Here is a 23,975-nt window from a genome sequence, read left to right on the forward strand (position 1 = left end):
CCAAATTGTCGCAGCCCATTCGGGGTTGCGTAAGTCCGCGAAGCAACGCAAGCGTTAGGATAGGCACAGTAGAGCTCAAGGGCGAGATTTCCGCTAAGTGCGCAAATTGCGTAGTTTTCGTGAAACTCGATCAATGCGATGAACACCGGTCACGGGGAACCATCGGTAGTCACAGCCGGCGAGATCAGCCGGAACTTTGGACAATGGCAAGATCGCGCACTCGGCGGTCCGGTCATCGTCACCCACCACGGAAGACCGCGCGTCGTCCTGGTCTCGGCCGATTACTATGCGACGTGGAAAGACGACACCGCCTTCCACATTGGAGAGGCCGACCAGCCCTCCTTCGAGACTAGCCAATCGGCCATCCTGGATCACGTGGCCGAGGCCTTCATGGCCTTGAACGCGCAACTCCACGTGACTGGGGTCAATCACGTCTTCGAGGCCCTGGTCGGGCTTAGCGCCTCGCAGATCGTCGGACGGTTCTGGGAGGAGTTGTTCCCCCCCATCGCCCGCTCGGTGATGAGCGAACAACTCAAGCGGACCCTGCGGACCGGCGAGGCCCTCGATTTCGAGGCGCCTGGCGACGGGCCGGGCGTCCGGCGCTACGCGGTCCGCGCCTTCCCCTATCCGGGCGGGGTGGCGGTGCTGATCCAGAACCGCACGGCCGAACGCGAGATGCTCACCCAGATCCACGAGGCCAAGGCGCTGGACGAGGCGCTCTCGATGCTGCCCCAGGTGATGGTCCTGCGCCTCAATGTCCGCGGCGTGCTGACCACCGTCGACGCCAACTTCGCCAAGCTGATCGGGTTCACGACCGAGGAACTGCTGGCCTGCCGCCTGCCGGACATCGTCCGCCCGCGCGACCGCCCCGAGCTCACCACGGCGCTGGAAGCGGTGCTGCGCGGCGATCGGCCGGCCCAACTGGCCACCACCCTGCTGGTCAAGAACGGCGGCGAATTGGCGGTCCGGCTCGGGGTCGCCACGGTGATCAACGACCTGGTCCCGGACGGACTGGTGATCGCCGTGACGCCGGTGGAGCCAGGCGGGGTTTGAGCCCCGCCTAGCCTAGCTGGATCTCCCGCTCGACCCCGATCGCGTCGAGAAAATCGCGGTCGTGGCTGACCAGCAGCATCGCGCCGTCATAGCCCCTGAGCGCGGCCTCGATGGCGGCGATGGAATCAAGATCGAGATGATTGGTGGGCTCGTCCAGGATCAGCAGCTGGGGCGGCTGCTCCGACATCAGCACGCAGGCCAGGGCCGCGCGCAGGCGCTCTCCGCCGCTCAGCGACGACACAAGCTTTTCCGCCGCGGTGTTGCGGAACAGGAAGCGGGCCAGCGCGGCATAAGCTGCGTTGACCGAAGCGTCTGGATTGAGGCGTTGGAAAGCCTCGATCAATGTTTCCTGCGGCCTCAACATGGCGGTCTGTTGGTCAAGCAGCGCCGAGCGGGCGCCCAGTTCGATCCGGCCGTAGGATGGCGCCAGGTCGCCGGTCGCCAGCTTGATCAGGGTGGATTTCCCCGTGCCGTTGGCGCCCGTCACCGCCAACCGTTCAGGCCCGGTCAGGCGGAATGAGAGCCCAGAGAGGATTGGCGGCGCGCCCGGATAGGCGAACCCCACCTCGTCGAACACCAGCACCGACTTGCCGGCCGGAAGCCTGGACGACGGCAGCTCGAAATCGAGCAGCCGCAACCGCTCGACGCGCTTTTGCGCCTCGGCCAGGTCAGCCGCCGCCTCGTCGCGCAGGCGGGCGGCCAGCACGCTCTCCCGCCCGGCCGAGTTCTCCGCCCGCTCGGCCTGGGCGTCCAACAGGATCTTGGGTTCCGAACCCTTGGCCGCGAACCGGCGCCCGGCCGAATCCCGCTTCGCCTTCTTCTCCCGCGCAACCTGGGCCTCGCGGCCGACGCGGGCCATGGCGCGCTCGGCCTGCTCCAGGTCGCGGACCGCCGCGCCCTCCTCCTCGGCCTTGCGCTCGGCATAGAGGTCGTAGCCGCCGCCATAGACCTTGGCGCCCAGGCCGCTCAGTTCGACGATGCGGTCCATCTGGCGCAACAACGCCCGATCATGGCTGACCACCACCGCCCCGCCCTTCCAGCCCGCCAGGAATTCGGCGACCAGGGCGCGGGCGGCGACGTCGAGATTGTTGGTCGGTTCGTCCAGCAGGACGATGTCGGGTTCCTGCACCAGCACGCCGGCCAGGGCCGCGCGGGTCGCTTGCCCCCCGCTGAGCGAGGCCGCCGGCCGCGCCGGATCGACACCGTCCAGCCCCACCTGCGCCAGCGCCGTCTCCAACCTGGCCTCAAGCGACCAATCGGCGTCGGCGAAGTCGGCCTCGTCGCCATACCCCGCCGCGATCCGCGCGAGGAGCGCCAGCGGCTCGGCCACGCCCAGCACGTCAGCCAGGATAGCGCCCGGTTTCGGGGCCAGGGCCTGGCGCAAGACGGCGACCCGGCCGCGAACGCTCACCGTCCCGGAAGCCGGCGCCAGCTCGCCCAGCATCAGGCGCAGCAGGGTGGTCTTGCCCACGCCGTTGCGCCCCACGAGGCCGGTGCGTTCGGTCCCGAGGGCGAGGTTCAGATTGTCGAAGAGGCTGCGGCCCTCAGGCGTCTTGTAGGAGAGACCGTCGAGCGTGATGAAGGCGGACATGTTGGACCATGGGCAGGTTGGCGTTCGGGACGGAATGGGTGTCCGTTGCGCGTTCCATGATCTGAGCCTCCCTCGGTGAAGAGGCCGATATAGGGTCTGACGCGGACTCGCGCAAATCGGACCTCGCGTTCCGCGCGCCCTTGCGATCTTCGTCAGCTATGCGGATTTGAAAGCAAGAGGCAGAGTTTTCCGTCGTTCGCAGAGGCCTATCCCATCGTGCAAGACGACGATGGAGCATCCGACATGCAGACCACAATCGACATCGACAGCGCCCGCTGGGCCGCCGTCATCGCCAAGGACCGCGCCGCCGACGGCGAGTTCTTCTATTCCGTGCGCACGACCGGGGTCTATTGCCGCCCCTCCTGCGCCGCCCGCCCGGCGCGGCGCGAGAACGTGGCGTTCCACCTAACCAGGGCACAAGCCGAGGCCGCGGGTTTCCGGCCCTGCAAGCGCTGCAAGCCCGACCAGCCGCCGTTGGCCGAGCGCCAAGCCGCCATGGTCGCGCAAGCCTGCCGCAGCATCGAGACGGCCGAGGAGGCGCCCGACCTGGAGACCCTGGCCGCCCAGGCTGGCGTCAGCCCGTTCCACTTCCACCGGGTGTTCAAGTCGGTCGCGGGCGTGACGCCAAAAGCCTATGCCGACGCTCATCGGGCCGGCCGGGTCCGCGAAGCGCTGACCACCAGCGGCACGGTCACCGAGGCGATCTACGACGCCGGCTTCAATTCGGGTGGCCGCTTCTACGCCAAGTCGGCCCAGGTGCTGGGCATGACCCCGACCCGATTCCGGGCCGGCGGCGAGGCCGCGGTGATCAAGTTCGCGATCGGTGAGTGTTCGCTGGGCTCGATCCTGGTCGCGGCCACCGATAAGGGGGTCTGCGCCATCCTGCTGGGCGATGATCCCGAAGCGCTCGCGCGCGATCTTCAGGACCGCTTCAGCCGCGCCGAGTTGGTCGGCGCCGACGCCGAGTTCGAGGCCCTGGTCGCCCAGGTGGTGGGCTTCGTCGAACAGCCGGGGCTTGGCCTGGACCTGCCGCTGGATGTACGCGGCACGGCCTTCCAGCAACGGGTGTGGCGGGCCCTGCGCGAAATCCCCGCCGGCGAAACTGCGGGCTACGCGCAGATCGCCGAGAAGATCGGCTCGCCCAAGGCCGTGCGCGCCGTGGCCCAGGCCTGCGCGGCCAACGCCATCGCGGTCGCCATCCCCTGCCACCGTGTGGTGCGCACCGACGGGGCGCTCTCTGGCTACCGCTGGGGCGTTGAGCGCAAACGCGCCTTGCTGGACCGCGAGGCCGCGGCATGAGCGCCCTGGCCGCCCTCCCGCCGACCATCGAGGACCGCGTCGCGGCCCTCGACTGGCCCCGCCTGGCCCGCGACCTGGACGCCCAGGGCAGCGCGGTGATCCAAAACCTGCTGAGCCCGGAGGAATGCCGAGCTGTCGCCGGGCTCTACAGCCAGGAGGCCGGGTTCCGCAGCCGGGTGGTGATGGGTCGCCACGGATTTGGGCGCGGCGAATACCGCTATTTCGCCTATCCCTTGCCCGCCCTGGTCGCCGGTCTGCGCGGGGCGCTCTATCCCCGGCTGGTCGAGACCGCCAATCGTTGGAACACCGCCATGGGGATCGGCGTGCGCTATCCCGAGAGCCACGCAGAGTTCCTGGAACGCTGCCATGCGGCGGGCCAGGTCCGGCCGACCCCGCTGCTGCTGCAATACGGCCCCGGCGACTACAACTGCCTGCACCAGGATCTCTACGGCGAGCACGTCTTCCCGCTGCAGGTGGCGGTGCTGCTCTCCGAGCCCGACGCCGACTTCACCGGCGGCGAGTTCGTCCTGACCGAACAGCGCCCGCGCATGCAGTCACGGGTCGAGGTCGCGCCCCTGCGCCAGGGCGACGCCCTGGTGTTCGCCGTCCACCATCGGCCGGTGCAGGGAACCCGCGGAACCTATCGCGTCACCATGCGCCACGGCGTCAGCCAGTTGCGCAGCGGCCAGCGCCACACCCTGGGCGTCATTTTCCACGACGCCCTCTAACCGCTCCGGAGTCCGCCATGTCCTTCGTGATCACCGGCCTGCCGGTCGAAGAATTCCGCCCCATGTTTGGGCTGTCCGACCGTGAATTGGCCGAACGCGGCGTCATCCGCCAGACGGCCGCCACCTCGGCCGGCTTCCCGTGCCGCATCACTCTGGAAGACGCCGAGGCGGGCCAGACGCTGCTGCTGCTGAACTACGAGCATCAACCGGCCGACAGCCCCTACCGGTCGCGCCACGCCATCTATGTAAACGAGGCGGCCATGGAGACCCGCCGGGCGGTCGACGCGGTTCCCGGATGCCTGGCGGCGCGCCCTTACATCTCGCTTCGCGCCTTCGACGCCGCCGGCATGATGACGGCGGCTGAGCTCGCGCCGGGCGTTATGCTGGCGCCGGTGATCGAAAAGATGCTCGCAGACCCGCAGGTCGCCTATCTGCATGCCCACAATGCGGGCCGCGGATGTTTCGCGGCGCGGATCGATCGCAACTGAGACTTGCGCCCCCTCCCCGGAATGCTGAAGGTTCGCGCCTGTTCATTTCGGGGAGAGCGTCTCGTGTTCAAGTTTGGTCTTCCGCTGGCGATCCTGCTGGCCAGCGCGGCGCCGGTGTTTGCGCAAACCCCTCCGAAAGTGAAACCCGCGACCAAGGCCCTGCACGAGAGCCTCATCGTGCTGGACACCCATTTCGACACCCCGGCCAACCAGGCGGTGGACGGCTTCGACATCCGCAAGCGCAACAGCGTGCAGGACGGCAGCCAGGTCGACTATCCGCGCATGGTCGAGGGCGGCGTCGACGGCGGCTTCTTTGCGATCTTCACGCCGCAGGGGCCGAACACCAAGGCCGGCAACGAAGCGGCCCGCGACCAGGCGCTGATGCGCGGCGTGGTCATTCACGAGATGGTCGCCGCGAACCGCGACGTCTTCACCCTGGCCACCAAGGCGCAGGACGCCGAGGCGATCTCCAAGACCGGCAAGCGCTTCGTCTATATCAGCATGGAGAACGGCCAGCCGGTGGCCGGCGACCTCACCCTGATGAAGACCTTCTACGATCTGGGCGTTCGGATGATGAGCCCGGTCCATTTCCTCAACAACGACCTGGCCGACTCCGCCACCGATCCCAAGGGGCCGATCCACGGCGGCCTGAGCCCTAGCGGCAAGCAGTTCGTGGCCGAGGCCAACCGCCTGGGCATCCTGCTCGACGCCAGCCACGCCTCCGACCAGGTGCTGGACCAGATGCTGGACCTCTCCACCGCGCCGATCATCCTGTCGCACTCGGGCGCCAAGGCGATCTACAACCACCCGCGCAACGCCCCCGACGACCTGCTGCGCAAGCTGGCGGCCAAGGGCGGCGTGATCCAGATCAACGCCTTCTCCGGCTACATGAAGGACATCCCCGCCAATCCCGAGCGCAACGCCGCCTTGGCTGAGCTGACCAAGACCTATGGCTCGCCGCGCGCGGTGGCGCCCGAGAAGCGCGAGGCCTATCGCCAGGCGCGGGCGGCGATCGAGGCGAAATATCCGCTGCCCCGCGCCAATATGGACGACCTGATGAAGCACATCCTGCACGCCGCCCAGGTGGCGGGTAAGGACCACATCGGCATCTCCGGCGACTTCGACGGCGGCGGCGGCATCGCCGGCTTCGAGGACATCACCTACTTCCCGGCCCTCACCGAACGGCTGATCGCCGCCGGCTTCAGCAAGGAAGACCTGGCCAAGTTCTGGGGCGGCAACGCCCTGCGGGTCCTGAAGCAAGCCGACGAGCTGAAGGCGAAGTAGACGCGTCAGGCTGCTGACATGTTTTGGTCGCGCCGACGCTAGTTTGGCGCGCTAAACCGCCGCGGCTCGTTTGTTCACACAATGTTCCTGTGTTATCCGTGAGTCTCGGAACTACATTGGACGAGACCCGCTGAGGTGATCGGCGGCTGAGAGCGTTTCCGGAAAAACATGGCCGAACAGCTGAACTTCATCCGCGTGCGCGGCGCGCGTGAGCACAACCTCAAAGACATCAGCGTGGACATCCCGCGCGGTGAGCTCGTGGTGCTGACCGGCCTGTCAGGATCGGGCAAGAGCTCGCTCGCCTTCGACACCATCTACGCCGAAGGCCAGCGCCGCTATGTCGAGAGCCTCTCGGCCTATGCGCGCCAATTCCTGGAGCTGATGAGCAAGCCGGACGTGGACCTGATCGAGGGTCTGTCGCCAGCCATCTCCATCGAGCAGAAGACCACCAGCCGCAATCCGCGCTCCACCGTCGGCACGGTCACCGAGATCCACGACTATATGCGCCTGCTGTGGGCGCGGGTCGGGGTGCCCTATTCGCCGGCCACCGGCCTGCCGATCGAGAGCCAGACCGTCTCGATGATGGTCGACAAGCTGACCGCCCTGCCCGAGGGCGAGCGGCTCTACCTGCTGGCCCCCGTCGTGCGCGGCCGCAAGGGCGAGTACCGCAAGGAAATCGCCGAGTGGCAGAAGTCGGGCTTCCAGCGCCTGAAGATCAATGGCGAGTTCTATCCGATCGAGGACGCGCCCACCCTCGACAAGAAGTTCAAGCACGACATCGACATCGTCGTGGACCGCCTGGTCACCAAGAGCGGGCTGGAAAGCCGCTACGCCGACAGCCTGGAGACGGCGCTGAAACTGGCCGACGGGATCGCGGTCGCCGAATGGGCGGACAAGGCCGAGGGCGAGGCCGAGCCGCGCCGGATGCTGTTCTCCGAGAAGTTCGCCTGCCCGGTCTCCGGCTTCACGATCAGCGAGATCGAGCCGCGGCTGTTCTCGTTCAACAATCCCTACGGCGCCTGCCCGGTCTGCGACGGCCTGGGCGCCAAGCTCGCCTTCGACGCCGACATGATCGTGCCGGACAAGGACAAGACCCTGCACAAGGGCGCCATCGCGCCCTGGGCCAAGGGCCCCTCGCCGCTCTACACCCAGACCCTGCAGGCCCTGGCCGGCCACTACGGCTTCTCCATGGACATGTCGTGGTGGAAGCTGCCCGAGGGCGCCAAGCTGGTGGTGCTGTACGGATCGGGCTCGGAGAAGATCAAGTTCGTCTATGACGACAACGCCCGGAAGTACGAGGTCAACAAGACCTTCGAGGGCGTGCTGCCGAACCTGGAGCGCCGCTGGCGCGAGACCGACTCATCCTGGGTCCGCGAGGAACTGGGCCGCTACCAGTCCGAAACACCCTGCGAGGCCTGCGAGGGCTATCGCCTGAAGCCCGAAGCCCTGGCCGTGAAGATCGCCGGCCAGCACATCGGCCAGGCCAGCCGCCTGTCGATCCGTCACGCCGAGGAATGGTTCACCGGGCTACAGGACAGCCTGACCGACAAGCAGATGGAGATCGCCCGCCGGATCCTGAAGGAGATCAATGATCGCCTGCGGTTCCTGGTCAATGTCGGCCTCGACTATCTCAACATGAGCCGCGCCTCCGGCACCCTGTCGGGCGGCGAGAGCCAGCGCATCCGCCTGGCCAGCCAGATCGGCTCGGGCCTGACCGGCGTTCTGTACGTGCTGGACGAGCCGTCGATCGGCCTGCACCAGCGCGACAACACCCGCCTGCTGGAAAGCCTGAAGGGACTGCGCGATCTCGGCAATTCGGTCCTCGTCGTCGAGCACGACGAAGAGGCGATCATGACCGCCGACTATGTGATCGACATGGGTCCGGCGGCCGGCGTCCACGGCGGCGAGATCATCGCCCAGGGCACGCCCGCCGATGTGATGGCCAATCCCAACAGCATCACCGGCCAGTACCTCTCCGGCGCCCGCGAGATCGAGATCCCCGAGGAGCGCCGGCCGATCTCCAAGAAGAAGGTGCTGCGGGTTATCGGGGCCACCGGCAACAACCTGAAGAACGTCACCGCCGAGATCCCGGCCGGGACCTTCACCTGCATCACCGGCGTGTCCGGCGGCGGCAAGTCGACCTTCACCATCGAGACCCTCTACAAGGCCGCCGCCCGCCGGCTGCACAACGCCTCGGACGCCCCCGCCCCCCACGAGAAGATCGAGGGGTTGGAGCTGTTCGACAAGGTCATCGACATCGACCAGTCGCCGATCGGCCGCACGCCGCGCTCGAACCCGGCGACCTATACCGGCGCCTTCCAGCCGATCCGCGACTGGTTCGCCGGCCTCCCGGAATCCAAGGCCCGCGGCTATGGACCGGGCCGGTTCAGCTTCAACGTCAAGGGCGGCCGCTGCGAGGCCTGCCAGGGCGACGGGCTGATCAAGATCGAGATGCACTTCCTGCCCGACGTCTACGTCACCTGCGATGTGTGCCATGGCAAGCGCTACAACCGCGAAACGCTCGAGGTGCTGTTCAAGGGCAAGTCGATCTCCGACGTCCTCGACATGACCGTCGAGGAGGCCGCCGACTTCTTCAAGGCCGTGCCGCCGGTCCGCGACAAGATGGAGACGCTCAAGCGCGTCGGCCTCAGCTACGTCAAGGTCGGCCAGTCGGCCACGACGCTGTCGGGCGGCGAGGCCCAGCGCGTGAAACTGAGCAAGGAGCTGTCACGCCGCGCGACCGGCAAGACCCTCTACATCCTCGACGAACCGACCACCGGCCTGCACTTCGAGGACGTGAAGAAGCTGCTGGAAGTGCTCCACGAGCTGGCCGACCAGGGCAACACCATGGTGGTCATCGAGCACAATCTCGACGTCGTGAAAACCGCCGACTGGATCGTTGACTTCGGTCCCGAGGGCGGCGACGGCGGCGGCGAGATCGTGGCCCAGGGGTCACCCGAACAGGTCGCCGCCAACACCAACAGCTGGACCGGCCGCTACCTTGCCGAGATCCTCAAGCGCCACGAAGACCGCGCCGGCGCCCGACGCGCCAAGCTGCGGGCTTAGGGCGCCATCACAGTTCGTCATCCTCCCGTCGTCTGAAAGACGATCCGGGGGACCAAAGCCGAATTGCAGGACGAGAGCCGCCGCCTGGGTCCCCCGGATCTCGCTTCGCGAGCCCGGAGGATGACGACTTTGCTGGCTACCGCCCGCCGAACAGCGGCAGGGTCTCGGGCGCCAGCGCGCCTTCGATCTCCAGCATCCGCAGCTTGGTGTCCGCTCCGCCGGGCGCGGAGAAGCCGCCCTTGCGGCCGCCCGCCGCCAGGATGCGGTGACACGGCACCACGATGGGCCACGGATTGGCGCCCAGCGCCTGCCCTACCGCGCGCGAGAGGCTGACGTCGCCGAGCCGCCGGGCGATGTCGCCATAGGTCAGGGTCTGGCCGGGCGGGATGGCCCGCGAGATTTCGTAGACCTGGGCGTTGAGCGGGGCCAGGCCGCTGGTGTCGAGCTCGACCTCCAGCAGGTCGCGCGGCTCGCCCGCCAGCAGCGCCTGCATACCGGCGATCGCATCGGCCACGGCCGGCGGCGGATCGGCTTCAGCGGCCTGCGGATAGCGCCTGGCCAGCCGCACGCGCGGGTCGCCGCCTTCCGACTGCGGCAGCTGTACGCCGGTCAGGCCGCGTTCGCCCCAGGCGACGCCGCAGGTCCCGATAGCGGTTTCAAAAAGACAGAAGCCCTGGGTCATAGGCCAAATCTAGCACCCCCGGCGAGGCCCTGCTCGCGGCTTTCGGACCTTCACCTAACGGCGCTCAATGAAGCCTTGCATTCAAACGCGTGTTCGAAATAGCTTGGCCGCATAGTTTGAACATTTAGGGAGCTTCCCATGATCCTTTATGGCGCGCCGATGCCGGCGCCGAACCCTCGCCGTGTCCGCATTTTCTTGGCGGAGAAGGGGATCGACCTCCCCGAGACCACGGTCAACATGATGAAGCGCGAGCACAAATCGCCTGAGTTCCGGGCCAAGAACTCGATGGGCCAATTGCCGACGCTGGAGTTGGACGACGGGACCTGTATCTCCGAAACCGTCGCCATCTGCCGTTATTTCGAGGAGACCCACCCGCAGCCGCCGCTGTTCGGCGCCACGCCGGTGGAGAAGGCCCTGGTCGACCAATGGATCCGCCGCGTCGAGTTCGCCGTGATGATGCCGGTCGGCAATTTCTGGCGTCACGCCCACCCGCGCACAGCGGCCCTGCTGAACCAATTCAAGGACTTCGGCCAGTCCAACGCCGAGACCTACAAGGGCGCTCAGAAGTACCTGAACCGCGAACTCGAAGGCCGCGACTTCCTGGTCGGCGACACCTTCACCATGGCCGACATCTGCCTGCTGTCCACGGTGGACTTCGCCGAATGGATCGGCCTGCCCGTCGAGGACGAGTTCAAGAACCTGAAGGCCTGGCGCGCCCGCATGAAGGCCAGGCCGAGCGCTGACGCCTAAGGCATTTTCGAGATCTGGAGTTTGATCGCTCGGCGGTCAAACTCCAGGGTTCCGATCAGCCCTTTGAGAGCTCCCGATAGGCCATGGCCGCAGGAGCGATCATCACCGCATAGTTGAGAGCGCTGACCCAGGCGGCGACGATCAGATAGATGATCACGGCCGGGGAGAAGTAGCTCACCAGCGAACTCTGGTCCGGTTGGAACAGAGCGCCGGCCGCCTTGAAGTCCCCGCCCATGAGGATCGCTGCGATCAACGAGACCAGCACCAGAACCAGCAAGCCGATCACCGCGATCCCGCAGATCGCCAGGACATAGGCCCCGGTCAGACGCCAGAACTGGCCGCGCGTCAGGGTCCAGGAATCGAAGATCGCCAGTCGCCGCTCGGCGAAGGTGATGGCCGGCGCCAGCGAGAGCCGCACGGCGCAGAAGAACAGCAGGCCCAGGAAGAACATTTCGCTGGCGACCCCGACCAGCACCGCCGCGCCCTGCCCGGCGGCCGAGGCCGCGAAGGCGATCAGGCCGGCCATCAGGACCACGACGAAGAGCATCGCGGCGGCCAGCAACACGTAGATGAACGTCAGCAGGGCCAGGCGCACCTCGTCCATGCTGAGCTTCAAATAGGCGAGCCCCTTGTCCTCCGGCCGCAGCAAGATCCGGTAGACCGCGGCGGCCATGACGCACTGGACGGCCAGGCCCATCACCAGCATCGGGGCCATGTCGCCCATCATGGCGAGCAGAGCTTGCGGATCAGCGGCCTGCTGTGAGGCGCCGGCCTCGAGCAACGCGCGCGCGTCCTCCCCGATGCTGACCAGGTAGATCGCGCTACAGATGCTCACCAGGAACGAGAACACCGCCCAGGCCAGCAAGACCCTCGGCTTCTCGCGTGCGACCCTGAAGCCTTCGAAAGCGGCGTCAGTCGCCGAGAACGCAGTCATTTCAATCCCCAGGCCAGGTCCTCGCCAAATAACGAGTCAGCCGCCCATTCGATGCGAATTCTGGGGATGCGCCTCGGTCCTCGCAAGGCCTAGCTCGCGAAGTCGGTGGATCGTTGCTAGTTAGTCACGCATGTCGATCCAACCTGTTCATATCGTCGGCGGCGGCCTCGCCGGTTCCGAAGCCGCCTGGCAAGTCGCGGAGGCCGGCGTCCCGGTCGTTCTGCACGAAATGCGTCCCGTGCGCGGCACCGACGCCCACCAGACCGACGGCCTGGCCGAGCTGGTCTGCTCCAACTCGTTCCGCGCCGACGACTGGACCGGGAACGCGGTCGGCCTGTTGCATCATGAGATGCGCAAGCTGTCCTCGATCATCATGTCCTGCGGCGACGCCCATCAGGTCCCGGCCGGCGGCGCGCTGGCCGTCGACCGCGACGGCTTCTCGCAGGCCGTGACCGCCAGGCTCGAGGCCCACCCGCTGATCACCATCCAGCGCGAGGAAGTCGCCGGCCTGCCGCCGGCCGAATGGGACAACGTGATCGTGGCCACCGGCCCCCTCACCTCGCCGGCGCTGTCGGCCGCCATTCTCGACCTGACCGGCGAAGGCGAGCTGTCGTTCTTCGACGCCATCGCGCCGATCATCAATTTCGACTCGGTCGACATGGACGTCTGCTGGCGTCAGTCGCGCTATGACAAGGTCGGCCCCGGCGGCGACGCGGCCGCCTACATCAACTGCCCGATGAACAAGGAGCAGTACGAAGCCTTCATCGACGCCCTGCTGGCCGGTCCCAAGTCCGAGTTCAAGGACTGGGAGAACGTGCCCTATTTCGACGGCTGCCTGCCCATCGAGGTGATGGCCGAGCGCGGTCGCGAAACCCTGCGCCACGGACCGATGAAGCCTGTCGGCCTGACCAACCCCCGCGATCCGCTGGTGAAGTCATACGCTATCGTCCAACTGCGCCAGGACAACGCCCTGGGCACGCTGTGGAACATGGTCGGCTTCCAGACCAAGCTGAAGCACGGCGCCCAGACCGACATCTTCCGCATGATCCCGGGCCTGGAAAAAGCGGTCTTCGCCCGTCTCGGCGGCCTGCACCGCAACACCTTCCTGAACAGCCCCAAGCTGCTGGACGGCCAACTGCGCATGAAGAGCCAGCCGCGCCTGCGGTTCGCCGGCCAGGTGACCGGGGTCGAGGGGTATGTGGAAAGCGCCGCCATCGGCCTGCTGGCCGGTCGGTTCGCCGCGGCCGAACGGCTGGGCAAGCCCATCGAGGCGCCGCCGGCGACGACCGCGCTGGGCGCCCTGATCGGCCACATCACCGGCGGCCACCTCGACGCCGGCAAGGGCTCGTTCCAGCCGATGAACATCAACTACGGTCTGTTGCCGCCGCTGGAAGAAGCCGGCGCCAAGCGGCGTGAGGACGGCAGCCGCATCGGATCGAAGGAAAAGGGCCGCGCCAAGAAGCTGGCGGTCGGCGAACGCGCCCTGGCCGATCTCGGCGCCTGGGCGGCTGGCGAAACGTCGATCGCGGCCGAATAGGGCGGTCCCCCTCAGTCGGCTGCGCCGACAGCTCCCCCAGAGGGGGAGCATCTAGTGATGACTCAGATCCTCCCCCACTGGGGGAGGTGGCGCGCGAAGCGCGACGGAGGGGGCCTAGACCCGCCCCCTCGCCACCGCCCACAGCAGGCGCAGCCGCATCTCCAGCTCGGACGGCCTGCGCCCGTGTGCGCGAGGGCGGGCCAGGGTGGCGTGCGCAATGGCTGGGAAGGCGTCGACCGACAGCCCGCCGGCAGCCTTCAGGGCCTGCCGAAGCGCCGCCTGGGCCTCCGTGCCGGTAAGACCGGCCGTACCCATCAACCGACCGATAGCCCAAGCCTTGCCGCCCTGTTCGGCCCGGATCACGTCGACCGCGGGGTCGAGCACGCGGGCGGCGCTGACGGCGGCTCCGCCCCCCGCCCCCGCCGCCCACTCCAGGGCGTCGGCCAGGTTCATCGGCGCAGGATCAAGTTCGCGATAGCGGGCCTCGATCATCGCCTCCAGCGGCGCGCGCGGCAGGCCCCGGCGGTCGATAGCCAGGGCCAGCGCCTGGGCGGCCGGATGATGGCGGACGGCGCGGTCCTCATAGACCTCGTCCAGCACCTCTCGCCACCAGGTCAGGCGGATCTCGCCCATCAGCGAATTGGAGGCGACCTTCGGGGCGCGGGCCAACTCATGGTCGAAGGCGTAGATCGCGATGACGTCGGCGCGCGCGTCGGCGTCCGCGATGAAGCGGCTGGACAACCAGCGTTCCGGATCAAGACGCCGGGTCTGGGCGTCGAGGTCTTCGGCGGGGATGTGAGGTTCTTCGGTCTGGGACATGTCACAAATGAAAAGGCCCGCCGATGAGGCGGGCCTTCCAATCTTACTCGGCTTCTATCGTCAGCCGAAGATGGTCTGATTCATGGTCATGGTGACCAGCATCGGCAGCGAGAGCAGCGTGTTGATGCGCGAGAACAGCATCGCGGTCTTGCCGGCCTTGGCCTTGGCGTCAGCATCGCCTTCGACGATGCCAAGCGCGATCTTCTGGTTCGGCCAGATGAACACCCAGACGTTGAAGAACATCACCGTCGCCAGCCACATGCCGGTGCCGATGAAGGTGTGTTGCGCCACGCCGCTGAGCGCGCCCAGCGTGATGGCGTCGACCAGATAGCCGCGGTTGAAGGCGAGGATCACGCCCATCACCCAGGTGGCGAGCGCCGCCCAACGGAACCAGAACAGCGCTTCAGGCGCGATGTACTTGGAGATCGCCGGTTTCAGCTCAGCCGGGATTTCCGGCATTTTGCGGATCTGGACGAAGTTGAAATAGTACAGCAGGCCGATCCAGAGGATGCCGAAGAAGGTGTGCATCCAGCGGAAGACCGCCTGCCAGAAGATCGTGTCGGCGGTCCCGTTATGGGCCATGTAGCCGCCGATCATGACGAGCGCGAGCAAGAAGCTCACGATCATGGTGTTTCGGAAATTGGAGAGCAGTCCAGCCATCGTTCAGCCCCTTACGATTCCAGCCCTAGGTGTTTGGATATAGGGCGTTTCGCGGAAACCGGAAAGGCGCGGCGGTAATTAGCTAGACCGCAATCATGGCGGCCGCCAACTTGCGGCCTTCGGCGGTCAGGATGTTGTAGACCCGGCAGGCGGCCGGGGTGTCCATGAACTCCAGGCCGATGCCCGCCTTCTGCAGCGCCTCGCGCACCGCCCGAGGCGGCAGGGCGTTGACCGCCCCCACCCCCAGCAGCACGAACTCCACCTCGGCGCGGCCCGCGGCCAGGACCTGCGCGAAGCTGTCAGGCGACAGGTCGGCCAGCGATCGGACCGGCCAAACCTGCGCCTCGTCTCGCAAGATCAGCAGCGAGCCCTCGTGCCGCCCGGTGGAGAGGCGGAAGCCGCCTCCCCCAAAGGCGTCGATCTGCGGCGCGTCCCGAGCCACGACAGGGACCTAGCGCGCGGTCGCGGGCTTGAGCGGCTCGGCCGGCTCGTCGCCGCGCTTCACACCCCAGAGCAGGATGATCGGCAGGGCGACGTAGATGGACGAATAGGTGCCCACGACGATGCCGAAGACCATGGTGAAGACCAGCGGCAACAGCACCGGGCCGCCGAGGAACAATGCGCCCGACAGGGCCAGGATCGCCGTGGTGCCAGTGATCAAGGTCCGCGACAGACGCTCGTTCTCCGAACGGTTGATGACGTCGGCGAGCGGCGCGGTCTTGTACTTGCGCAGGTTCTCGCGAAGTCGGTCGAAGGTGATGACCTTCTCGTTCATCGAATAGCCGATGACCGTCAGCAAGGCGGCGATCGAGGTCATCGAGAATTCGAGGTGGGTGAACGACAACACCCCCAGCGTCAGCAGCACGTCGTGGAACACGGCGACCACGGCGCCGAGCCCGAACTGCAGCTGGAAGCGGAACCAGATGTAGAGCAGCATCAGGAACGTCGCGATGCCGAGCGCCATGAAGCCGCCCTGCATCAGCTCGCCGGAGACCTTGGGCCCGACGACCTCGACCTTCTTGAAGGTGATGCCGGGGAACACCTTGGACAGCTCGGCCTTGATGCGCTCGGCGCCGTCGACGGCGTTGACGCCCTCGGCGGTCCGGAAACGCAGCATGGCGCCGTTCTCGGTTCCCAGTTGCTGCACCTGGGCGTCCTCACCGCCGACGCTGCTCATGGTGGAGCGCAGCAGGGCGATGTTGGCTGGTCCCTTGGTCTGCACCTCGATCAGCGACCCGCCGATGAAGTCGATGCCGAGGTTCAGGCCCTTGGTGAAGAACGACACGCCCGAGAGCGTGATCAGGATCGCCGACAGGATCGCCGCATACGGAGCCAGCTTCACGAAGTTGAAGTGGAACTCGCGCGGCAGAAGACGGATCAGAGGCCAATGCATGATTGGGACCTTAAACGATCGGCAGCTCTTTCGGCTTCTTGGCGCGGAACCAGAAACCGATGAGCACCTGAGTAATGATGACGGCCGTGAACACCGAGGTGATCACCCCGATCAGCAGGGTCCATGCGAAACCACGAATGGCGCCCGAGCCGAACTGGAACATGATCAGGGCCGAGATGGCGCTGGTGATGTTGGCGTCGAGAATCGAGACCAGGGCGCGGGAATAGCCGTGCTCCAGCGCCGACATCGGCGTTCGTCCAGCATGGGCTTCGTCCCGTATCCGCTCGTAGATCAGCACGTTGGCGTCGACCGCCACGGCTAATGTCAGGATCAGACCGGCGATACCTGGGAAGGTCAGGGTCGCCTGGGTGAACGACATGATCCCCAGGATCATCAGAACGTTGACGATCAGGGCGATGGCCGCGAACACGCCGAACAGCCCGTAGGCCAGAACGATGAAGACGATGATGGCCACCCCGCCGATCGCCAGCGAGATCACCCCGGCCCGGATCGAGTCAGCCCCCAGCTCGGCGCCGACGGTCGATTGTTGCTCGACGTTCAGCGGCGCAGGCAGGGCGCCCGCCCGCAGCAGGATCGCCAGTTCGTTGGCGCTCTGCGGCGTAAAGCTGCCGCTGATCTGGCCAGACCCGCCGGTGATGGCGCTCTGGATGACCGGAGCCGAAATCACCTTGCCGTCGAGGACGATGGCGAAGCGCTTGCCCAGATTCTGGGCCGTGGCGTCGCCGAACCGGCGCGCGCCCTGGCTATTGAAGCGGAACGAGACGACCGGCTGACCGGTCTGCGGCTCGAAGGCTTGCTGGGCGTCGGTGAGCATTTCACCGGTGACCAAGGCCCGCTTCTTCACAAGATAACTGCCGACGGACCCGTCGGCGCTGGGCAGAGCCTCCGAACCCGGCGGAATACGGCCGGCCGCGGCCTCTTCGGGCGTCACGCTGTCGTCGACCATCTGGAAGGTCAGCTTGGCGGTCTGGCCGATGACGGCGCGCAGCCGTTCGGGATCGCTTTCGCCCGGCGCCTGGACGAGAATCCGGTTCACGCCCTGACGGACGATGGTCGGTTCGCGGGTGCCGAGTTCGTCGATGCGGCGGCGAATGATTTCAATCGATTGATCGACGGCCTTGGCGGCTTCGGCGTTGAGCGCCTCGGGCACGAAGGCCAGACGGATCCGGCCGCCCCCCGTCGAGCTGATCGCCACGTCGCGGCCGCCGGGGACGCCGGCCAGAGCCGCGCCGACCGAGGTCCGGAGCTTATTGACGGCGGTGTTCACCTGGGCCGGATCATTGATCAGGACCGTTACCTCGCCATTGACCTGGCGAAGCTCGGCGAACGGAATGTTCGCCTCGCGCAGCTGGGTGCGCACGTCCTCGACGAGATTCGTCAGGCGTTCGGCGCGCAGGGCGTCGGTGTCCACCTCCAGCAGGAGCTGCGAGCCCCCCTGAAGGTCGAGACCCAGGTTCAGCGTCTGCTTCGGAAGGAACGCCGGCAGACTGTCACGGACGGACTGCGGCAGGACGTTCGGAAGGGTGAACAGCACGCCGAAGATCACCGACAGGACGACCGCGGCGACCTTCCAGCGCGAGAGATTCATCATGTGAGGGTCGAGCCTTTAGGCCTTGGAATCGTTGGCGGGCGCCGGTTCGCCGCGAACGCGGACCTCCGAGATCATGCCCTTGACCACTTTGACGGTGACGCCCTGGGCGATTTCGAGCCCGACTTCCTTGTCCTCGACGCGGACGACCTTGCCGATGACGCCCGAGTTCAGGACGACGGTGTCGTTGCGCTTCAGATTGGTGATCATCTGCTGATGCAGCTTCATGCGGCGCTGCTGCGGGCGGATCATCAGGAAGTAGAACAGAACCACGAGACCAACCAGCGGCAGAAACTGGATCAGCATCTCCTGAGGTCCGCCAGCGGCGGCTCCGGCGGTCTGGGCGAAGGCGGGGGTGGCGAACATGGCGCTCCGGAAGCTCTTGGTCGGGCGCAGACTGCGCGCCGGTTTTCAGGTCGGCGGAAGCTATGCGCTACGCCTTCATTTTGCAATGGAACCACCATGCAGTTAAGCAGCCCAGCCATGGATGACACGCTGAAACCCGTTCTCGCCCGCATCGCCGACGCCTTGGAGCGCCTTGCGCCGCCGCCGAAAGTCCCGCCGAGCTTCGAAGGCGCCCTGCTGTTCCGCCACGATCCCGTGACCGGGGCCTTCCATCCTGCGCCCGATTACCCCCTGCCCCTCGACTCGCTGGTCGGCGTCGACCGCCAGAAAAGCCGGTTCCTGGAGAACCTGGAGCGCTTCGCCCGCGGCCTGCCCAGCAACCACGCCCTGCTGTGGGGCGTGCGCGGCACCGGCAAGAGCTCGCTGGCCAAGGCCGCGTTCATGGAACAGGCGAAACTGGCCAAGGATCTGAAGCTGGTCGAGGTCGACCGCGATCAGGTCACCGCGCTGCCGGCCCTGTTCGACGTGCTGCGCGCCCGGTCGGAACGGTTCGTGGTGCTGTGCGACGACCTGTCCTTCGAAGAGGGCGCCTCGGCCGCCAAGGCGTTGAAATCAGCCCTGGAGGGCGGCGTGTCCGGCCCGCCGGCCAATGTGCTGTTCGTGGCCACCTCCAACCGCCGCCACCTGATGCCGCGCAGCAACACCGAAGACCGCGGCCTGATCGCCACGGCCGAGGACGCCGAGGAAGAGGTCAGCGTCTCCGACCGCTTCGGCCTATGGGTGGGTTTCCCGCCGATGGACCAGCCGACCTATCTGGCGGCGGTCAGCGCCTATGCCGAGCAGTTCGGCCTGGCCGATCCGGACCTGGAACGTCGCGCCCTGCAATGGGCGCAGCTGCGCGGATCGCGCTCGGGCCGCGTCGCCTATCAGTTCATCCGCGACCTGGCGGGCGAACAGGGCAAGACGCTGCCTCTGTAGGGAAATGACGATGCTCCCCCTTCTGGGGGAGCATCTGAAGGCAGCCTTATTTCGGCAGAACCAGCTTCGGGTCGATCGGGCGTGCGCGGTCCTGCGGGGTCGGCGCATAGCGGACCTCGAAGTGCAGCTGCGGCTCGGTGACGCCGCCGGTGGAGCCGGCCTGGCCGATCTGCTGCCCCTGGGTGATCTTCTGCTGCATCTTCACATCGACGCGGGACAGGTGGCCGTAGGCCGTCACCCAGCCGTCGGCATGCTTGATCAGCACCAGATTGCCAAAGCCCGGGACCTGGTCGCCGGCATAGACGACATCGCCCGCTGCGGCGGCCCGGACGGGTTCGCCGGCGCTGGTGCGGATGTTGAGACCGTCATTGCGCTGGCCAGTGCCCTTCGGACCGAAATCGGAGACCACGTCGCCCCGCAGCGGCCAGATGAAGCGGCCACGTCCGAAGCTGGAGATCTGGGCGTCCGTCGGGCTGCCTGAGGTCGGCGGAGCCGGCGTCGAAGGCGTCGTCGGCCGGACGACCGGCGCGGGCGTCGGGCGAACCACCGGCGGCGGCGGCGTGATCACCGGAGGCTGAGCGACCGGCGGGGGGTTATAGGGCGGCGGGTTGTAGGGTGTCGTCGCCGGCGGGTTGTACGGCGCAGGCGGCGTCGGCGGCGGCGCGGGCTTGGGACGCGGCGCGGCCACCTCCTCGCGGATCGGGCCACGGTCACGATAGCCGGATGGCAGGATCACCTGGCGTCCAGCGCGGACCGGCGCGCCGATCTTGACGCCGTTGGCCTCGGCCAGGGCGCGTTGGGTGACTCCGAAGCGCTTGGCGATCAGCGCCTGGGTGTCGCCTTGCCCCGCCACATAGGCCTTCACCTTGGTCTCAGGGCCTTTCAGCACCTGCCCCGGCTGCAGCGCATAGGGCGACTTCAGCTTGTTGTCGTCGGCCAGGTCCTTGCGGGTGGTGTCGAGCGAACGGGCGATGGCGTCGAGGTTGTCGCCGCTCTTGACCTTGTAGGTCTTGGGCGGACCGGCGGTCTCAATGACCTTGCCGGTGACGCGGGTGCGGACCGTGGTCGCCGGCTCGTCGTCGACCACCGGAGGAGCCGGGCGCGGACGCTCCGCCGGACGGGCCGGTTCAGGATAGGTCGGCGTGACCGACGGGGTCGGGCCATTGTCACGGGCGGGCACGGAGACCTGGGTCCGCACGACAGTCGGCCCCTTGTCCTTGAAGCCTTCCGGCAGGGTCAGGCGCTGGCCGGTCGAGAGCGGAGCCTCGACGTCGCGGTCGTTGGCCTCGGCGATCGCGGCGGCCGAGACGCTGAAGCGGCGGGCGATGGCGAACAGGGTGTCGCCCTGCCCCACCACATAGGCCTTGGCCGGGGTCGAGCGCGGCCCCTTCAACACCTGGCCGGGACGCAGGGCGTAGGGCGGCTTCAGGTCGTTGTCGTCGGAGATCTGCTTGCGCGTGGTCCCCAGCGTCCGGGCGATGGCGTCCAGGTTGTCGCCCGGCTTGACCGTGTAATCCTTGGCCGGACCGGCGGTGTCGACCACCTTGCCGGCCACGGTCGTCTTGGTGACCGTCTGGGTCACCATGGCGGGCGGCTGCGGCGCGGGGCGCACAGGCGGCGGCACGGGGCGTGAGGGCGTGATCGACGGCAGCTGCGAGCTTTCCACCGGCGGAATCGGCCGCGGCTGCATCGGCGGCTCGTCCTGCCGAACCACCGGCGGCGGGACAGGCAGCGGCTGGCTGGGCGCTGGATTTGGCCGGGTGGGGAAATTCGGGCGCACCGGCTCCACGGTGGTGCAGGCGGTCAGAGCCGTACCTGCAAGAAGAAACAAAGCCGTACGCGTAAGGGAAAGCGTCATCGCCGCTCCGGTGAGATTGGATCGGAATCAGTCGAGGCGTCAGGGTTAATGATGGGTTACAGCCGACGCCGAAGCCAACCCAATAAGTCTTTAGCTCACAGCTCCTTGGCGACGCCGTCGAGCAAGGGGACGAAGCGGACGTCGGTCATGACCTCAATTCGGAAGCCCCCCGCCCCATCGCCCGTATAGCGTTTGAGGCTCTGCACCGGCCCCTTGCCGATCGGCGCGACCAGCACACCCTTCGGTTTCAGTTGTGCAAGCAGGGCCTTGGGCTCATCCGGCGCCGCGGCTGTGACCAGAATGCGGTCAAAAGGCGCCTGCTCGGGCCATCCGAGCCCGCCATCGCCGAAACGGGTGATCACATTGGTGAGACCAAGCTGCTTGAAGCGGGCCTCAGCCTCGCCCAGCAGGGTCCGATAGCGTTCGACGGTGTAGACCAGCCGCGAGAGCTTGGAGAGGATCGTGGTCTGGTAGCCGGAGCCGGTGCCGATCTCCAGCACCCGCGAGCGCGGCTCGACCTCCAGGGCCTGGCTCATCAGGCCGACGATATAGGGCTGGCTGATGGTCTGGCCGCAAGCGATCGGCAGGGCCGAATCCTCGAAGGCGCGGTCCTTGAACAGATCGGGGGTGAACAGCTCGCGCGGCGTCGATTCGATGGCCGCCAGGACCCGCGGATTGCTGACGCCCTGAGAGCGCAGCGACAGCACCAGGCGCGCAAGCTGGACGCTTGCCTCATCGCCGTCGTGATCGCTCTCGTGTTTGGCCATAGGTCGCCTCAAGCCGTCGGAGGCGTGCCCCCGAGCACGCCCTTCAGGCGATGAACGGTTTCGGCGTGAGTCAGGTCGATATGCAAGGGGGTGACGGAAATCTTACCGTCATAGATGGCTCGCAGGTCGGTGCCGTCGGCCGGCTCCGACCGCTCGGCGCGGTAGCCCATCCAGTAGTACTCGCGATTTCGCAGGTCGGTCCGCTTCTCGGCGTGGCGCACATTGATGTCACGGAAGGTCTGGCGGGTCACCTCGACCTCGGTGATCTGGTCGACGAGGGCCGCCGGGAAGTTGACGTTCATCACCACATCCTTCGGCCAACCCAGCTCCATGAGCCGTTGCACGATCCCCGGACCGAAATGCTCGGACGGCGCATACATCTGCTGATCGGCCACCGCCGGCCAACTTGATTGCGACAAGGCGATGGACGGAATGCCCAAGGCCATGCCCTCGATGGCCCCGGCGACGGTTCCGGACATGGTCACGTCCTCGGCCAGGTTCGCCCCGCGATTGACGCCCGACAGCACCAGGTCGGGTTTCAGCCCGCCCATCAGCTCGGTCACCGCCAGCATCACGCAGTCGGTCGGCGTGCCGGTGGTGGCGAAGCGGCGCTCGTCCAGGCGACGCACCCGGATCGGATCGGACAGGGTCAGGGCGCGACTGGCGCCCGATTGCTCGTACTCAGGCGCGCAGATCCAGACGTCGTCGGTCAGCGCGCGCGCGATGTTCTCAAGGGCGACCAGGCCCTCGGCATGAATGCCGTCGTCGTTGGTCAGCAGAATTCTCATTCGCCACCAATGTGCGTGAGGCCGGGCAGATAGGGATGCAGCGCCTGCGGAATGGCGATGCGGCCCTGCTCGTCCTGATAGTTCTCCATCACCGCCACCAGAGTCCGGCCGACAGCCAGGCCCGAGCCGTTCAGGGTGTGGACGAAGCGCGTGCCCTTCTCGCCGGTTTTCTTGGTCCGGGCGTCCATGCGCCGAGCCTGGAAATCCCCGCAGTTGGAGATCGAGCTGATTTCGCGATAGCGGCCTTCCGACGGCAGCCAAACCTCGAGGTCGTAGGTCTTGCGCGCACCAAAGCCCATGTCGCCGGTGCAGAGCAGCATGGTCCGGTAGGGCAGTTGCAGGGCCTGCAGCACCGCCTCGGCGCAGCCGACCATCCGCTCGTGCTCGGCCTCGGATTCTTCTGGCGCGGTGATCGAGACCAGCTCGACCTTGTAGAATTGGTGCTGGCGGATCATGCCCCGGGTGTCGCGGCCTGAAGCGCCCGCCTCGGCGCGGAAGCTGGGTGTCAGCGCGGTCAGGCGCATCGGCAGATCTTCCTCGGCGGTGATCTGCTCGCGCACGAGATTGGTCAGCGAAACCTCGGCGGTGGGGATCAGCCAACGGATCTCCGGCGCGCTCTCCAGCGCCTGGGCGTCGACCGGCCGTGCGTTTTCCAGGCCCGGGAAGGCCACAAACTGATCGTCGGAGAATTTCGGGAGCTGCCCGGTGCCGTACATCGCCTCGGTGCGCACCAGCAGGGGCGGCGAGACTTCCGTGTAGCCATGCTCGCGGGTCTGCATGTCCAGCATGAACAGGCCAAGCGCCCGCTCCAGCCGAGCCAGCTGTCCCTTCAGCACCACGAAACGCGAACCGCTCATCCGGGCGGCGGCCTCGAAGTCCATCAGGCCCATCGCCTCGCCCAGATCGACGTGATCCTTGGGATTGGCGATGGTGTTGGGCTCGCCCCAACGGCGGACCTCGACATTGCCGTTCTCGTCGTCGCCAGGCGGTACGTCGGCGAACGGCAGGTTCGGCAACGCGGCCAGCAGGGTCTGCAGTTCGACCGCCGTCGCGCGTTCGACCTCGGCCTGCTCGGACAGGGTGACCTTCACGGCCTCGACCTCGGCCATCAGGCGCTGAGCCTCGGCTTCGTCCTTCTTGGCCTTGGCTTGGCCGATCAGCTTGGAGGCTTCGTTGCGGCGGCTCTGCGCGGTTTCCAGCGCCAGCTTGGCGGCGCGCAGCTTGGCGTCCAGGGCGATCGCCTCGGCGGCCGCGCCTGACTTGCCCTTCGCAGCCCAGGCTTTCTCATAAAGCTCAGGGGTTTCGCGAATGGCTCGGATGTCGTGCATGGTTCTGCCGCCAGGAGA

Annotated in this window: 22 protein-coding genes; 9 read left to right on the plus strand and 13 right to left on the minus strand. The window is 67.0% G+C overall.

The annotated features are described in order from the left end of the window. Positions 1–138 precede the first annotated feature (138 nt). A complete protein-coding gene (locus tag ASE02_RS21045; RefSeq protein WP_056737091.1) occupies positions 139–1,053 on the plus strand; it encodes a PAS domain-containing protein in 915 nt (304 codons plus the stop codon). Between the two features lie 7 nt (positions 1,054–1,060). Here the strand turns inward: ASE02_RS21045 and ASE02_RS21050 are convergent, their stop codons facing one another. Continuing rightward, complete coding sequence (locus ASE02_RS21050; protein WP_056737093.1) at positions 1,061–2,644, minus strand: ABC-F family ATP-binding cassette domain-containing protein; 1,584 nt, start codon at positions 2,642–2,644, stop codon at positions 1,061–1,063. 243 nt (positions 2,645–2,887) lie between these two features. On the opposite strand from ASE02_RS21050, the gene ada reads away from it, so the two are divergent. The 5 genes from ada to uvrA all read left to right on the plus strand — a co-directional run bounded on the left by ada (position 2,888) and on the right by uvrA (position 9,509). After that, positions 2,888–3,943: a bifunctional DNA-binding transcriptional regulator/O6-methylguanine-DNA methyltransferase Ada gene (ada, locus tag ASE02_RS21055; protein ID WP_056737095.1), complete on the plus strand. Its 1,056-nt coding sequence runs from the start codon at positions 2,888–2,890 to the stop codon at positions 3,941–3,943. Next, the gene (locus ASE02_RS21060; protein ID WP_056737097.1) at positions 3,940–4,671 is read left to right on the plus strand and encodes a 2OG-Fe(II) oxygenase; all 732 of its coding nucleotides are present in this window, start codon (positions 3,940–3,942) and stop codon (positions 4,669–4,671) included. Before ada ends, ASE02_RS21060 begins: the two co-directional genes overlap by 4 nt. 17 nt (positions 4,672–4,688) lie before the next feature. After that, a complete protein-coding gene (locus tag ASE02_RS21065) occupies positions 4,689–5,159 on the plus strand; it encodes a DUF1203 domain-containing protein (RefSeq protein WP_056737099.1) in 471 nt (156 codons plus the stop codon). A gap of 63 nt (positions 5,160–5,222) precedes the next feature. After that, positions 5,223–6,443: a dipeptidase gene (locus ASE02_RS21070; RefSeq protein WP_235536777.1), complete on the plus strand. Its 1,221-nt coding sequence runs from the start codon at positions 5,223–5,225 to the stop codon at positions 6,441–6,443. 168 nt (positions 6,444–6,611) lie between these two features. Continuing rightward, complete coding sequence (gene uvrA, locus ASE02_RS21075) at positions 6,612–9,509, plus strand: excinuclease ABC subunit UvrA (protein ID WP_056737101.1); 2,898 nt, start codon at positions 6,612–6,614, stop codon at positions 9,507–9,509. Positions 9,510–9,645: 136 nt separating this feature from the next. Here uvrA and ASE02_RS21080 read toward each other — a convergent pair whose 3' ends face one another. Next, positions 9,646–10,191 carry a methylated-DNA--[protein]-cysteine S-methyltransferase gene (locus ASE02_RS21080; protein WP_056737103.1) on the minus strand — a complete coding sequence of 182 codons (546 nt, stop codon included), beginning with the start codon at positions 10,189–10,191 and terminating at the stop codon, positions 9,646–9,648. A gap of 138 nt (positions 10,192–10,329) precedes the next feature. Between ASE02_RS21080 and ASE02_RS21085 the strand changes: the two genes are divergently transcribed. Then, positions 10,330–10,941 carry a glutathione S-transferase family protein gene (locus ASE02_RS21085; RefSeq protein WP_056737105.1) on the plus strand — a complete coding sequence of 204 codons (612 nt, stop codon included), beginning with the start codon at positions 10,330–10,332 and terminating at the stop codon, positions 10,939–10,941. A gap of 55 nt (positions 10,942–10,996) precedes the next feature. Here ASE02_RS21085 and ASE02_RS21090 read toward each other — a convergent pair whose 3' ends face one another. Further along, positions 10,997–11,875, minus strand: coding sequence for a hypothetical protein (locus ASE02_RS21090; RefSeq protein ID WP_056737107.1), 879 nt, complete (start codon positions 11,873–11,875; stop codon positions 10,997–10,999). A 130-nt stretch (positions 11,876–12,005) separates the two neighbouring features. On the opposite strand from ASE02_RS21090, the gene trmFO reads away from it, so the two are divergent. Further along, a complete protein-coding gene (gene trmFO, locus ASE02_RS21095) occupies positions 12,006–13,412 on the plus strand; it encodes a methylenetetrahydrofolate--tRNA-(uracil(54)-C(5))-methyltransferase (FADH(2)-oxidizing) TrmFO (RefSeq protein ID WP_056737109.1) in 1,407 nt (468 codons plus the stop codon). Positions 13,413–13,526: 114 nt separating this feature from the next. Here the strand turns inward: trmFO and ASE02_RS21100 are convergent, their stop codons facing one another. From ASE02_RS21100 to yajC, 6 genes are all read right to left on the minus strand, one after another. Continuing rightward, positions 13,527–14,231, minus strand: coding sequence for a squalene/phytoene synthase family protein (locus ASE02_RS21100; protein WP_056737111.1), 705 nt, complete (start codon positions 14,229–14,231; stop codon positions 13,527–13,529). Positions 14,232–14,291: 60 nt separating this feature from the next. After that, positions 14,292–14,891, minus strand: a complete 600-nt coding sequence (locus tag ASE02_RS21105; RefSeq protein ID WP_056737113.1) for a urate hydroxylase PuuD — start codon at positions 14,889–14,891, stop codon at positions 14,292–14,294. 82 nt (positions 14,892–14,973) lie between these two features. Then, a complete protein-coding gene (locus ASE02_RS21110; RefSeq protein ID WP_056737115.1) occupies positions 14,974–15,333 on the minus strand; it encodes an Mth938-like domain-containing protein in 360 nt (119 codons plus the stop codon). 9 nt (positions 15,334–15,342) lie between these two features. Beyond that, positions 15,343–16,284, minus strand: coding sequence for a protein translocase subunit SecF (gene secF / locus ASE02_RS21115; protein WP_056737117.1), 942 nt, complete (start codon positions 16,282–16,284; stop codon positions 15,343–15,345). 10 nt (positions 16,285–16,294) lie between these two features. Beyond that, entirely contained in the window at positions 16,295–17,896 is a 1,602-nt protein-coding gene (secD, locus tag ASE02_RS21120) for a protein translocase subunit SecD (protein ID WP_056737119.1), read from the minus strand. 15 nt (positions 17,897–17,911) lie between these two features. After that, positions 17,912–18,259 carry a preprotein translocase subunit YajC gene (yajC, locus tag ASE02_RS21125; protein WP_082602260.1) on the minus strand — a complete coding sequence of 116 codons (348 nt, stop codon included), beginning with the start codon at positions 18,257–18,259 and terminating at the stop codon, positions 17,912–17,914. Positions 18,260–18,376: 117 nt separating this feature from the next. On the opposite strand from yajC, the gene ASE02_RS21130 reads away from it, so the two are divergent. Beyond that, a complete protein-coding gene (locus ASE02_RS21130) occupies positions 18,377–19,216 on the plus strand; it encodes an ATP-binding protein (protein WP_056737120.1) in 840 nt (279 codons plus the stop codon). A 46-nt stretch (positions 19,217–19,262) separates the two neighbouring features. Here the strand turns inward: ASE02_RS21130 and ASE02_RS21135 are convergent, their stop codons facing one another. The 4 genes from ASE02_RS21135 to serS all read right to left on the minus strand — a co-directional run bounded on the left by ASE02_RS21135 (position 19,263) and on the right by serS (position 23,957). After that, positions 19,263–21,074, minus strand: coding sequence for a LysM peptidoglycan-binding domain-containing protein (locus ASE02_RS21135; protein WP_082602261.1), 1,812 nt, complete (start codon positions 21,072–21,074; stop codon positions 19,263–19,265). A 95-nt stretch (positions 21,075–21,169) separates the two neighbouring features. Then, on the minus strand, positions 21,170–21,841 hold the full coding sequence (locus ASE02_RS21140) for a protein-L-isoaspartate(D-aspartate) O-methyltransferase (protein WP_056737124.1): 672 nt from the start codon (positions 21,839–21,841) through the stop codon (positions 21,170–21,172). Between the two features lie 8 nt (positions 21,842–21,849). Then, entirely contained in the window at positions 21,850–22,629 is a 780-nt protein-coding gene (surE, locus tag ASE02_RS21145) for a 5'/3'-nucleotidase SurE (RefSeq protein WP_056737126.1), read from the minus strand. After that, entirely contained in the window at positions 22,626–23,957 is a 1,332-nt protein-coding gene (gene serS, locus ASE02_RS21150; protein ID WP_056737128.1) for a serine--tRNA ligase, read from the minus strand. Before serS ends, surE begins: the two co-directional genes overlap by 4 nt. Between the last annotated feature and the right edge of the window lie 18 nt (positions 23,958–23,975).

It is taken from the genome of Phenylobacterium sp. Root700, assembly GCF_001429025.1.
Classification (GTDB): Bacteria; Pseudomonadota; Alphaproteobacteria; order Caulobacterales; family Caulobacteraceae; genus Phenylobacterium.

Coding starts and splice junctions, on each gene's coding strand:
- ada (WP_056737095.1), top strand. CDS start 2,888: ATGCAGACCACAATCGACATCGACAGCGCCCGCTGGGCCGCCGTCATC.
- yajC (WP_082602260.1), bottom strand. CDS start 18,259: ATGTTCGCCACCCCCGCCTTCGCCCAGACCGCCGGAGCCGCCGCTGGC.
- surE (WP_056737126.1), bottom strand. CDS start 22,629: ATGAGAATTCTGCTGACCAACGACGACGGCATTCATGCCGAGGGCCTG.
- secF (WP_056737117.1), bottom strand. CDS start 16,284: ATGCATTGGCCTCTGATCCGTCTTCTGCCGCGCGAGTTCCACTTCAAC.
- ASE02_RS21140 (WP_056737124.1), bottom strand. CDS start 21,841: ATGGCCAAACACGAGAGCGATCACGACGGCGATGAGGCAAGCGTCCAG.
- ASE02_RS21085 (WP_056737105.1), top strand. CDS start 10,330: ATGATCCTTTATGGCGCGCCGATGCCGGCGCCGAACCCTCGCCGTGTC.
- ASE02_RS21105 (WP_056737113.1), bottom strand. CDS start 14,891: ATGGCTGGACTGCTCTCCAATTTCCGAAACACCATGATCGTGAGCTTC.
- serS (WP_056737128.1), bottom strand. CDS start 23,957: ATGCACGACATCCGAGCCATTCGCGAAACCCCTGAGCTTTATGAGAAA.
- ASE02_RS21100 (WP_056737111.1), bottom strand. CDS start 14,231: ATGTCCCAGACCGAAGAACCTCACATCCCCGCCGAAGACCTCGACGCC.
- ASE02_RS21080 (WP_056737103.1), bottom strand. CDS start 10,191: ATGACCCAGGGCTTCTGTCTTTTTGAAACCGCTATCGGGACCTGCGGC.
- ASE02_RS21060 (WP_056737097.1), top strand. CDS start 3,940: ATGAGCGCCCTGGCCGCCCTCCCGCCGACCATCGAGGACCGCGTCGCG.
- ASE02_RS21065 (WP_056737099.1), top strand. CDS start 4,689: ATGTCCTTCGTGATCACCGGCCTGCCGGTCGAAGAATTCCGCCCCATG.
- secD (WP_056737119.1), bottom strand. CDS start 17,896: ATGATGAATCTCTCGCGCTGGAAGGTCGCCGCGGTCGTCCTGTCGGTG.
- ASE02_RS21135 (WP_082602261.1), bottom strand. CDS start 21,074: ATGACGCTTTCCCTTACGCGTACGGCTTTGTTTCTTCTTGCAGGTACG.
- ASE02_RS21045 (WP_056737091.1), top strand. CDS start 139: ATGAACACCGGTCACGGGGAACCATCGGTAGTCACAGCCGGCGAGATC.
- uvrA (WP_056737101.1), top strand. CDS start 6,612: ATGGCCGAACAGCTGAACTTCATCCGCGTGCGCGGCGCGCGTGAGCAC.
- ASE02_RS21130 (WP_056737120.1), top strand. CDS start 18,377: ATGGATGACACGCTGAAACCCGTTCTCGCCCGCATCGCCGACGCCTTG.
- ASE02_RS21090 (WP_056737107.1), bottom strand. CDS start 11,875: ATGACTGCGTTCTCGGCGACTGACGCCGCTTTCGAAGGCTTCAGGGTC.
- ASE02_RS21050 (WP_056737093.1), bottom strand. CDS start 2,644: ATGTCCGCCTTCATCACGCTCGACGGTCTCTCCTACAAGACGCCTGAG.
- trmFO (WP_056737109.1), top strand. CDS start 12,006: ATGTCGATCCAACCTGTTCATATCGTCGGCGGCGGCCTCGCCGGTTCC.